The 12,034-nt window shown below is 48.1% G+C and carries 7 protein-coding genes; 2 read left to right on the top strand and 5 right to left on the bottom strand.

The genetic code is table 11. From position 1 onward, the window contains the following. The first annotated feature begins 2 nt into the window (after positions 1-2). Positions 3-767 carry a fumarylacetoacetate hydrolase family protein gene (locus tag BLU12_RS06160; RefSeq protein WP_091461399.1) on the top strand — a complete coding sequence of 255 codons (765 nt, stop codon included), beginning with the start codon at positions 3-5 and terminating at the stop codon, positions 765-767. A 49-nt stretch (positions 768-816) separates the two neighbouring features. Here the strand turns inward: BLU12_RS06160 and BLU12_RS06165 are convergent, their stop codons facing one another. The 5 genes from BLU12_RS06165 to BLU12_RS06185 all read right to left on the bottom strand — a co-directional run bounded on the left by BLU12_RS06165 (position 817) and on the right by BLU12_RS06185 (position 10,980). Next, positions 817-2,055 (bottom strand): dicarboxylate/amino acid:cation symporter, encoded by a 1,239-nt coding sequence (locus tag BLU12_RS06165; protein ID WP_091461401.1) that lies wholly within the window; start codon positions 2,053-2,055, stop codon positions 817-819. Between the two features lie 19 nt (positions 2,056-2,074). Beyond that, positions 2,075-2,917, bottom strand: coding sequence for a diaminopimelate epimerase (dapF, locus tag BLU12_RS06170; RefSeq protein ID WP_091461402.1), 843 nt, complete (start codon positions 2,915-2,917; stop codon positions 2,075-2,077). Between the two features lie 109 nt (positions 2,918-3,026). Further along, positions 3,027-4,370, bottom strand: a complete 1,344-nt coding sequence (locus BLU12_RS06175; protein WP_009202005.1) for an HD domain-containing phosphohydrolase — start codon at positions 4,368-4,370, stop codon at positions 3,027-3,029. 168 nt (positions 4,371-4,538) lie between these two features. After that, entirely contained in the window at positions 4,539-8,114 is a 3,576-nt protein-coding gene (locus BLU12_RS06180; RefSeq protein WP_009202004.1) for a UvrD-helicase domain-containing protein, read from the bottom strand. Further along, positions 8,101-10,980: a PD-(D/E)XK nuclease family protein gene (locus tag BLU12_RS06185; protein ID WP_091461404.1), complete on the bottom strand. Its 2,880-nt coding sequence runs from the start codon at positions 10,978-10,980 to the stop codon at positions 8,101-8,103. The genes BLU12_RS06180 and BLU12_RS06185 overlap by 14 nt, the downstream gene beginning before the upstream one ends. A 145-nt stretch (positions 10,981-11,125) precedes the next feature. On the opposite strand from BLU12_RS06185, the gene BLU12_RS06190 reads away from it, so the two are divergent. Further along, positions 11,126-12,016 carry a YitT family protein gene (locus tag BLU12_RS06190; RefSeq protein WP_306337021.1) on the top strand — a complete coding sequence of 297 codons (891 nt, stop codon included), beginning with the start codon at positions 11,126-11,128 and terminating at the stop codon, positions 12,014-12,016. Positions 12,017-12,034 lie beyond the last annotated feature (18 nt).

Raw genomic sequence — 12,034 nt, forward strand, 5'->3', positions numbered from 1 at the left:
GAATGAAAATTGTTCGTTTCGTGGCCCCAAAGGGGTCAATTCATTGGGGTATAGTCGAAGAAAATGAGATCAAAGAGACAGAAGGTTTGTTGGGATCTTTTACGGGAAAGAACTTTGTTCTTTCCGAAGTGAGGCTCTTGGCCCCCGTTGAGCCGTCAAAGATCGTGTGCGTCGGGAAAAATTACGTCGATCACATCGAGGAAATGGACGGGGATGTAAGCAGTCTTCCAAAGGAGCCCGGACTTTTTTTAAAGGCACCGAATGCTTTGGCCGATCCTGAGGACATAATACCCTACCCTGCTTTCACTAAGGAATTCCACTACGAAGGAGAGCTTGCGGTGGTAATCGCTAAACCGATGAAAGAGGTTCCGGAAGATGAAGCATTAAACTATGTGTTGGGTTATACCTGCGCCTTTGATCTTACAGCTAGGGACGCTCAGAGGGAAGACCTGCAGTGGATAAGGGCCAAATCGGCCGATAAATTTTGTCCCATCGGTCCCTGGATCGAGACCCGGCTCGATCCCACCGATCTCGGCATAAAAACGGAAGTGAACGGACAGATAAGGCAAAACAGCAGGACATCCCTTATGATATTTTCCGTCAGGAGGATATTGAGCTACATATCTTCTTTCATGACATTATTTCCTGGAGATGTGGTTTTGACGGGAACTCCTAGCGGCGTTGGAGAGCTTCGCAGGGGGGACGTCGTTTCTGTAACAGTGGAGTGGATAGGAACCCTTAAAATTTCCATAGGCAGTCAAAAATAAATGGGCTGTCCCGAGGCAGGGCGCTGAAGAACCTCTTGCCACATGGCCTTTAGTGCCCTGCCTTCCTGAACCAATTTTTACCTTCGAGGAATCGGGCCACAAGCATGGAGGAGGCCGTGTCACCCGTGGCGTTGACCATGGTAGCTGCCGGATCGACGAGAAAGCCGATGGTTGCTATTATGGGAAAGGCCTCCGGGGGGAAACCGTATAAGCTTACGATCAGCATTTCGCCCACCAGGCCGCCTCCGGGAATCCCCGAGAGGACTACTCCGCTTAAGGCGGCAATTGCGATGGCGGTGACGAAGGTGTTCACGCCTGAGAAACTCAACCCGTAAAAGCCAAAGAGAAAGGATATCTTAAGTATGCCGCTCAAGCACGATCCTTCCATGTGAATTGTCGCTCCCAGGGGCAGGACCATGTTTCTTATGTCTTCCGGAACTCCAATATTTCTCGCGGCCTCCAGATTTACGGGCAGTGTGGCGTTGCTGCTTCCCGTTGCAAGGGCAGTAATGGCGGGGGTGATCATGTTCTTCCAGAAAGGGGCTATGCCCTCGCCATCCGTCGAAATGTAAGCATAGACGCTGAAGGCGATGAAAAAGTAGGCAAAGGTAACGGTGTGATAGACTATCATGGCTCTTGCGTATGAACCGAGAAGTTGCGGTCCGAAGTCGCCTACCAGGGTGGCGAAGTAAGCCCCAAGCCCGATGGGGGCATAATACATTACGATCTTGACCAGTTGCAACATGGCATCGGATAGTATTGATACGATATTAACTACGGGGCGAGCTTTCTCGCCGAGGGCGTTCAAACTGACGCCCAGCAATATGGAAAAGATTATCAGGGGTAAAATGTGCCGTCTCGAAAATAGGTCAGCAAAATCCTCTACCGTGAAGGCTTTTACGATTTGTTCGGCTGTGTTCAAAGGCTCGAAATCCTGAGGAGCAACTCCCTCTATCACTATGCCCTGTGCAGGAGGAAAAAATACTACGGCGGCGAGCATTAGTACGGCAGCTATGACGCCGGTTATGAGAAAAATAGATATAGTCGTTCCGAGCACTTTTCCCAAACGTTTAAGAGACGACATTCCGGCAACAGCGTTCGTTATGGTACAAAATACCAATGGCACGACTATCATGAACATTAGATTTATAAAGACGTCGCCTAAGGGCTTGAAGACCAATGCCTCTTTGCCCATTAAGGCGCCGATAGTCGAACCTACTGCTATAGATATCAGCAAGATTACGGGAAATCCGTAATTCTTTAACAAGCCTATCCTACTATCGGTCATTGCTTTCCCCCCCGGCGTCTTATTTAAAGCCTTCTTCTTCTGACAAGGCCTCTTCCGTAATAAGTCCTTCTGCCACTATTAGAGCTTTACCCGAAAGAGAGGCCTCGAAGACCTTTTCGGATGTGAGCCTCAATGCCACTTTATTTACGCCCCCCGGATTTTTAACCTTCATCGAAAGAGGAGAACCGAAAAACAGATGGGATGCGAGGCAACAGGCTATGGATCCCGTGCCGCAGGAGAGGGTGAAATCCTCCACCCCTCGTTCGTATGTCATCGCCACTATGCAGTCTTTATTCCTCTCTGCGAAGTTTACGTTTGTCCCTTCGTCGAAGATCGCGCCCTTCCGGCGCATATGGCGTGCAAGGAAAAGCAAACTGTCGCGCGGTATGTCCCGAAATCCAGGAAAAAAGAGGACGCAATGAGGTACGCCAACGTAAAAGGCCATATAGGGAATTTCTTTGTCAAAGGCGTTGATTTTCCCCTCTTTCAGGTTTGAGACATCGATTTCGCCCATGTCAATTGTAGCCCAGGGAGGATTTACGGAAGCCCTTAAGGGGCCGGCTTTGGTCTCAAAGGTCATGTCGCTTTTCGCATGGCCTTTTTCAAAGGCGTACCTCGCGATACACCTGGCACCGTTCCCGCACATCTCTCCCTCCGATCCGTCGGCGTTGAAAAGCCTCATATAAAAATCGAACGTTTTCGAACCCTCGAGCACCAGGACTCCATCTGCGCCCAGAGAAGTCTTTCTGCGGCATATCTTCTTTGCCAGATCGGATAACCCATCGTCGCTGTATGTCCCTTCTTTGTTTTCTATTATAATGAAGTCATTGCCGTTGCCATGGGCTTTTACAAAGGATATCATTCGTGGGCCGCCTCCTTTTCAGGTAACATCATTACTGAAATTTTACACTAAATGCAGGTATCCGGGACAATGGCCAAGTTTTAAACTCCGTGCTGGAAAGCGGGACGGACTAGTCCTTGAAGGAAAATTCGCCGTTTTTAAGTAGGCTTGAGCAGGCTTCCACTACCCAAGGATCGTAATACGTGTCTTTGAAGGCCTCTATTTCCGCAAGGACGGTTACTACGGGGAGCCCCTTTCTGTAGGGCCGGTCTGAAACCATGGCCTCCACTACGTCGGCGGCGGTCAGTATGAGGGCTAAGGGGTGAATTTCGCTTCTCCATAGCCCTCGCGGGTACCCGCTGCCGTCCAGTTTTTCGTGATGCTGATAGACGATCTCGGCTATGGGCCACGGAAACTCTATACTTTTCAAGATTTCAAATCCTACACGGGGGTGCGTCTTCACGAGCTCGTATTCTTCGAAGGTAAGTTTCGACGGTTTGGTCAGTATCTCCGCAGGAATGCGAATCTTGCCTATGTCGTGAACTAGGGAAGCCATATAGAGGGCCTTAACGTCATCTTCTGTCAACTGTAACTTCAAGGCTATGGCTTTGGCTAATTCTGCGACCCTCCGTTGATGACCTGCCGTGTAAGGGTCTCTTTGTTCCAATGCGAAACCCAAAGCCGATATAGTCTGAATCCATGCCCTTTCTAAGTAGCCGACGTATTCTTTCAGCTTTCGTGCGGCCCTTTTCCTTTCGGATATATCCCTATAAATAGTGTATATTCCGAAGAATTCGTCACCGAACTTAACGGGGATTGCGGTAATGGCTACTTCGAAAAGGGTGCCGTCCTTCTTCTTTCTCACCGATTCCAAATCGAGAGCTTTGCCGGAAGTTACCAGGGAGCTCAAATGAGATGCCTCTTCGAAGTAGGGGGAGTCTTTTGCCACGATCTCGTCGACATGCTTTCCCCTAACTTCCTCTTTATCGTATCCGAAAAGTTTGCAGAAAGGGTCGTTAACTTCAACGATAAAGTTGTTTTTATCCGTCAATACTATGGCCTCTGGATTGTCGTAAAATAAATATTGAAGGCGTGCTCTCTCCCTTTTCAATTCCTGTCGGGCTTTCGTCTCCTTGGAAATATCGCTCCAACTAATTGCTATGCCCTTTGGATTGACGTCTTTTAATAATCCGTGATAGGTGGCCAGCACTAGGTTTTTGCTCTTTTTTTGAGGGTTTAAGACTTGGTACGCCGTTGTTACGGAACCACCATCTTTCGATAGACATTTCAAAAGGCATTCTTTCGCCGTCGGTAAGTCCTTTTCATCGACAAATTCACAGATTGATCTTCCGATCAGCTCTTTCGGCGAAAGGCCGATGAAATATACGATGCTCGATGAAGCAGATATAACCTTTCCCAATTCGTCCGTAATGATTATTGCGATCTTGAACGGGTTCTCGTCAAATGTAGGCATGAAGGAAACCCTCTCTTTCTTTGATATGGGCAAGCCTGGGTTCTTATTATATACGTAATCTGGTTTAATGATTAGTAACTTTTCGGAATTTTCTCATTTCTTACGACAGGCAAAAGTATGATAATGTATATTTAAATCGACTGCATCATGACGGAAGATACATCCCTCTCAGGCACAAGCGTTTTTCCAGGGACAGGCATTGCAGCGTGAGGTGTCTTTTTCATATGGCCCAACAGCGGCCTTCAGGGCTGCCTCCTCAATGCTTCTTTTTATCTTTGCGAAGGAAATGTCTTCTGCGTCTAGCAAGATTTCTCTGCTTTCCCTCAACATGTAAAGCCCCATTAGCAGGTTCTTTTGGGGAAACTCCCGATTGACTGCATATCCGTAAAATTCCAGCTGCTTGCGATAAAGTTCCATGAAGGAGCCTTCGTCGAGGTCTTCGGTTATTTTGTAATCCCATATATGGGCAGTCGCGTCGTCCAGGTAAAGGAGGTCTATCTGGCCTGCCAGCCGAGTGCCCGATTCAAGCTCGAAATCGAAGGGTATTTCCCTGTAGGTTTTATATTCGGGATCTTTCGACGAAAGGATCCTTCTCAAGGTAGAGCCCAGAAAGCTGCCGGCGAATGCGGTGAGCCATCTTTGAAGAAGGGGCCAGTGGCTTTTGTCCTTTAGGATCGGGCGAAGTCCCGTGGGGAGCATCCTCAAGGTCCTTTCTAGGTTCTCGTCGTTTTCAGGGAAGAACCTCACGAGACTTTCTTCTTTCAAGTCCCAACGGGATAAGATCCAATGCACCAAACTGCCAACGTCGGGGCCTCCGTATTCTTCGGATCTCGGAAGTTCCCATTTCAACGGCAAACCCTGCCTGCAGCTCATCCTATATGCATGGGGACACCATGAAATTAAGGCATATTCAGTGGCGCTGAACTTATCGAGGGGAGAGTCGGCTATGGGCCTTATCAATTTTTTAAGGGATATGCCTCTGGAATGGGACAGTTTATTTTTTTTGCTCCCGGCGTCGCTTGTCTTCGGTGTAATTATTTCAGCTTCGTCAATGTCGTCGGGATCGGCGTATCTGCGAGCACCCTCCCAATTAAGTACGGTTTTAAGCCAAAGACCCGTTTTTTTTGAAGGGTTGCCCTGCGAATCGATTTCGTAATTGCCGCAGAGGATCAGGTGTTTCTTGGCGCGGGTGCAGGCGACGTAAAAGAGGCGCAGATTTTCTTCCTCCTGTTTTAAGCCCTCAAGGTAGTCGTGAGCTGCCTTTGAAGGCGGATTTTTCTTTCTGTCAAAGGGGTCACCGTATGAGCTTGCCACGGTGCCTACGAAAATTGACGGTACCAGGGAGGAGCCGCTTCTCGGGTGACGGGCGTATTCGAGGCCGAAGACGGCAACAACGGGAAACTCCAATCCCTTTGCGGCGTGGACCGTCATTATCCTCACCACATCTTCGTCCTCTCCCAGGGGTGTTGCTTCTTCGTAGGGAGCGTTTAGCCTTGCCGTCTTTTTGAGATAGTCGGCTGCCCCGGCGAGGTCCTTTCCGAAGGCGTCTTCATAGCCTCTTAAAAAGTGTATTAGATACCTGATGTTAGAAAAGGCCCTCATCCTTTTGTTGGAAGGAAGGGCAAGGAGCCACAGGGGTTCTTCCAGAAGGTAATTTAAGACGTCGGAAGGGCCGCGCAAAATTGCCCTTCTGCGGAGATATTCTATCTTTTCGGCCGTACCTTTGAGGTTTGTCTTGAGGTATCTCCAGATCCTCCCCTCTCCACCTTCGCCTTCTATAGAGGAAAGGGCCTTCGATACCCTTTCCTGAGATAGTCTCAAAAAGGGAGACGAAAGCATCCCGATCAGGGCAAAATCATCCTCGGGATTGTTTAAAGCGGTCAACAAAGCCGTGGCATCCAACGTTTCGGACCTTGAGAAAAAGCTCCTTTGGTCCACGAATACTGCAGGTATTTCTTCCCTTTCAAAAGCCTCTTCCAGAGTGTCGAAATAATTGCGGGTTGGAACCAGGACCACCATATCTTTCCAGAAAACTCCCCCTTCGTGAAACATCCTGAAGCGGTGCGCCAACTTCGTGGCCAGGGAGTTTTTTCTTTGGGCGGAACTTGCCTTGTTCCCATCTTCGTCTTCAGCGTTCGTCTCAAGCAGTATTTTTAAATCGCCTGAGCTATTTTCGTTTTTTAACGTTTCCGGATAGACCAACGGTTCGTAAATCTCTTTCAAGGAAGAGCTTATTCCATCCTTCCAGATATACTCGAAAAGATCGTTTATCCTTTCCAACAGATCCCTGGTCATCCTAAAAGATTCCTTTAAGGCAACGTACTTGCCGGCTCCACTTTTGGCTTTCTCGATGTAGTCGGCGAAAATCCTTAGGTCGGCGTGGCGAAACCTGTAGATGGACTGCTTAAGGTCTCCCACGATGAACAATTTTGTCGCTCCTTCTTTACCGGCGGCGATGTTTTTTATCAGAAGGTTTTGAACGCCGTTTATATCCTGAAATTCGTCGACTAATATGTATTTGTATCGTTCGACAGCCTTGGGATATTTGTTTACCATATCCTTTGCTTTGGTCAACAAATCATCGAAGGAAAGGATGTTCTTTCTTTTTTTCTGTTCCTCCCATAGGGCCCAAAGCATGCTGGCAAACTTGAGCAAGGTTTCGCGAAGGGGTCTGTCTTCATGGGCCTCCTTCGACCATTTGGCAAGAGCCACCTCCTGAGATAGGCTTTCGCGATGGATTTTCAGCCCCTTATGGCCAAAACGATCGCTTAGAAGCGATTCCAGTTCCTTTTTGAATTTTCCACCGCCTTTGATGTTCGAGAGAAGACTGTCGTTTAAGTCCAGCAAAAAATTGACCCATGTGGCAGGTGAGTCGGGGTAAATGCCCTTCCACCGATTTTGAAATTCTCTAACCCTCTCGGACAGGCCGTCGTTGTTGTCGTCTTCTGTCCTAATTTCTTCAACCCAGAAGTCATAGAGGTTGCGATATAAGTTAAAACGTTCCTTTAAGCCGAAGATCATCTCCTCTGCCCTTTTGTCAACCTTTTCAAGGGAGGCCGATTCTTTGAAGAGGTCCTCGGGGTTTAATCCTCTGCTTCCAAAGAGGGAGGAAGCTGCCTTAGAAAGTTCGACGATGGCATTTGCGCCGAAGAAGTCTAAGGCTTTTTTGAAATTATCGTCGGAAATCATTGCTTTAATTCTTTTTTTCCACTTAGTGGGGGCGTTTTGTGCAAACCATTCCCCGTCGAGAAAATCCAGGGCGCTGAGGGCAGATTGGTAGAACAGGTCTTCCTGTTGTGGCGTAACGATATTAAAAGCGGGGCTTATCTCCAAAAATTGGCTGTAGGATTTTAGAAGGTTCATGGCAAAGCTGTGAATTGTCGAAATTTGCGCTTCATCGAAACGACTGCAGGCAAGCTCCAGTCTCTTTTCTGTGTCCTCTCTTTTCTGCCGGGAAAGGTTCGAGCTTCTCACGGCGTTAAGCCAGTCCCCCAGAGTCGATAATATTTTATCTTCCATCTCTTGTGCTGCCTTTTCGGTAAAAGTGATGGTCAATATCTCATCGTGCCTTGCCCTTCCCGTTGCGACCAGCCATGCAAATCTCCACGAAAGGGTGCGAGTCTTCCCGCTTCCGGCCCCGGCGCTAACCACCACTAAATCGTCTTCCGCTAAAACTGCTTCACGTTGATTGGGTGTGGCGGTAGCCAGGAAAATCTCGGCCATTGCTTCATCATTGTTCGCCATTTTCTAACCATTCTCCTCCTTCGATTTCGCTTTTGCGACAGAGGACCTTATATTGACAGTCCTTGCAGGTCTTTCGATCGTAATGGGGTTCGAAGGACCCGGAGGTCAAGTCCTTTGCCCAACTGATCAGCTGTTCTTCGGCTCTCTTTGCGATATCCTCGAGTTTCTCGCGTTTTATTTTTATGTTATCGGAGTATCCTTCCGGGACCAGTCTCTTGTCGAGGCCTTTGTGCTCCTTTGAAATATGCCCCAGACACATGCTGTCACTGTGGCACAGGTAGAAGGCGCCTCCTGTCTTTTGGTCGGCCTTCGATAGCGCCAGGGCGTAGGAGGCAAGTTGCAATGAATTTTCGTAATTTTTGGAACCCGCAGTCTTGTAGTCCCAAAGGATTTGGCCAATTTCCTTCAGGTGGTCTATGCGGTCTGCCCTGCCGCGAAAGGAGACATCGTTTATCGTAAACGGAGGAAGCTGCCTTTCCCATTCAGTCGATGCGAAGGCTGTGCGAAGTTTTAGGTATATCTCTTCCTGAATGCGGGCAAGGCGCAGGACCTGCAGGCGAAGCCTTTCGCGATGGCGATGGAGCTTCCTGATGTGGTTAAGAAGGGGATAGGTCGATTCCACCACTTCTTCCCACAGTTGCTCCACACAAGCTTCAAGGGAAAGCCCCTTTTCAGAACTTCTCATTTTCCATGCCTTCGACCAGAGGAGGTGAAGCATATTACCGCACTTTTGAGCGTCCAGCCCTGCTTCTTTCGGTTGAAAGAGCTTTAGAATGCTTCTGTAAGCGTAGAGGGCGGGGCATTGAACCCAGGTGTCGATATCGCTTAGATAGCCTTCGTCCTTTGGTTTTACCGAGGGGATAGGCTTCCTTCTCGGGCGGGAAAGCTTGTCTTTGGGAACTTCCGCTTCGCGAAGGAACCTCTCTCCCTCGGGCAACAACTTGCTCAAGGGCCTTCGTGTCTCTTCTACGATTATATAGAGATCTTCCTTTTCACCGTCCATTTCCAAAAAGGGAGAGAGCTTGTTCGGCCTGCCCTGGGCGTCGATAGCTGAAAAGGTTAACCAGGTTTCTTCCGTGGAAGCGTATAAATGCCTTCTGAAGAGGGCTTCCTTTTGTTGTCGCCTTTCGTGCCTTAAGGGCAAGTGGATTCCTGCAAGATTGGCATTTTCGTGTATCATCCTCCTCGCCTCGTCGTTCAATAGGGGGGGATCTGTTATCTTTCCGGGCCATTGTTGTGAAGTTGCGTTTATTACTACGTATAATTTATGGGTTGCCAGAACGGGAGAGCTGTCGAAGTAAATCGTTACCGATTCTCTTTTTCTCTTCGGAGGCAGGATTCTCGTCTCTTCGGCGAAGCGATTTAAGTATTCCCATCCTTCGGCCTCGGAGAGCATGTCTTTCTGAGCCGGCCCCAACTCAGGCAAGGACTCGGCCAAAGAAAGCGCCTTTTTCTCCAAAGCTTCCAAGAATTTAGATACCTCGTACAAACTTTCGTCTAATGAGGGGTCGGTTACGCAAGCTCCTGCCCTTTTTCGGATTTCAAGCTCATCGTCGAGCAGTTTGAGAAGTCTTTGAAATAAACTTTCTACATTGGAGCCCCTTTTGATGTGGTCGAAAAAGGAGTCCCATTTTTTAATGATGCGAGTCAACTCCGTTGCGCCGCTTTTACATAATATATCGGTCCATTCCTTTGCTCCCGACGGGATCCTTTCTTTAAGAAATTCTAAGAATTCTTTAGGCAAATCGAATCCGAATAGAGGGTTGGAGAGAAGTCCTATGGTGGCAAGGAAGGGCCAATTTTCATCCTTGGCGATTTTAAGTCGCTTTACCAAATCCCAGCACATCGTTTCGTTCAAATATTTTCCCGAGCCTGACTTCCATGGAATTCGGTAAGCGTTTAAAACGTCCTCCGCGATGTTTTTGTAAGAGGAAGGTATCTCTATGGCAATGTCCTTAAAAGTTAAGACTCCCTCTTCGACCTTAAACCATAAATTTCGTGCGAGCGTTTCTAACTCCTGCCTCGGATCGCCACAGGTGAAAAGACGAATCTTTGCAGGCCTGTCCTCTGAGACCTTGCCGATAAAGGCTTTCTCGGCGAATTGTTGTTCTGCATCGTAAAATTTATCGCCCATCGTCGAGTCCGGTTTAAATATGTCTATGCTTGCCCCTATATCGTCCAAGGTATCTATGAACTCTCGCTGAGCCCTCATGAAACTCATAAAACCCACCAGGACGAAGGGCCTGTCTTTCAATTGGCGGGCAAGACTTTCTGTGTCGAGCAACTTGCGGGCAAGGATGGGTATCTGGGCACTGTCGGCAAGGTCGTTTTCATTTAAGTAATTCAAGTATTTTTTGTAGATATGACATAAAAGACCCGTCGGTTCTGTCAGGTGGGGGCAATCATCGGTGCAGCTTTTGCAATTTAGTGTCGTCGAAAGGTCCTCGGGCAATGTGTCCTCGCCGATTAGCTCGTGAAGTTGCCGTCCTATGGTCTCTATGAAGGCAGGTTGCCCTACCGCCGGGATCTTTTCTTTCAATTCTTTCGATGATGCGAGGATATCGTGGACCAGATGCCTTACCACTAGCCAATGGTCAGGGGGGTCCAGCTGTCTTTTGACTACTGTTTCGAACCCAGATCTTCGAAGGATGTCGGAAAGTCCGCTGTACAGGTCTCCCCATTGCCATATCTGGGGCAAATTGAACCTAAATCCCTTTAAAGACAACATTTCAAGGAGCAAGTTCTTGTCCTCGCGGGAAGGTACTATGAATATGAGGTTTTTGCGGGCTTCGTATATCTCCTTTAGAGGCCTTTCAAGCTGCTTCGCCAATCTGTAGGTGTGAATGGTGATGGCCAAGAAGATCACCTCAATAAAACTTTATATTATGTGGTATATTGAATGAAGCGTAAATACCGGGGATGGACGATATCTCTGTTCAATCCTATGATATCATATGATCCGTTTTTCATGCCGGAAAATTACCGACAGCTCAAAGGGAGAGTGACTTTCAGTGGACAAAAGTAATTTTAAAAGGATATTTATGCATATATATCACCTTTTAAAACAAGAAAAAGACAGCTTTCTTACCATTACCTTCGGTACGACTATCTCTGTAATCGCAACCCTCACCCTCATCATGCCCTACAAATTTCCCGATTCCGGGCTGACAGGTCTGGCCGTACTGTCTTCCTATGTCTTCAATATTTCTCCGTCGTGGCTGTTTGCCATCGGCAACGCTGCATTGCTGGTCTGGGGATGGAAAGAGCTGTCTCCAAGGTTTGTGATACTTACGATATATGGCGTCGGGTTGTTCTCCTTACTTCTAAAGCTCCTCGAATTTATGCCGGCTCCTTCTTTAGACGATCTTTTCTTGATTGCCGTATTTGCAGGAGTCATAAAGGGGATAGGGGGAGGGTTGGTCTTCAGATCCGGAGCCTCCCTCGGGGGGACCGATATCGTTGTCGTCGCCTTAAGAAACAGATATGGCGTGGAAGTGGGAAAGTACGGCTTTTACATAAACCTGGCAGTCCTATTGATCTCCGCTCCGGTAATTGGTATCGAACGAACGGTGTACGGGCTTGTGGCTATCTACATAAGCGGAATTGCCGTTGATGGGGTGTTGAGGTCCTTCGACAGGAGAAGGCAGGTTTTCGTAATATCCAAAAAGTACGATCAGGTTAAAGATTTTGTAATCAACGGACTGGGTCGCGGAGTGACATTGCTCAAAGGCGAGGGGGGATTTACGGGACATGAACAGAAAGTAGTGATGTGTCTTTTAACTCCCCGACAGACTATGGAGTTGAAGAGATACTTGGCTATGGTCGACAAAAATGCCTTTATGGTCATAACGGAGGCTTCGGAAGTCGTGGGAAAGGGATTTAAATCTTGGAAGGAGTTGTAAGGCTCTAGGTTGGTGATT

It is taken from the genome of Acetomicrobium thermoterrenum DSM 13490, assembly GCF_900107215.1.
Classification (GTDB): Bacteria; Synergistota; Synergistia; order Synergistales; family Acetomicrobiaceae; genus Acetomicrobium; species Acetomicrobium thermoterrenum.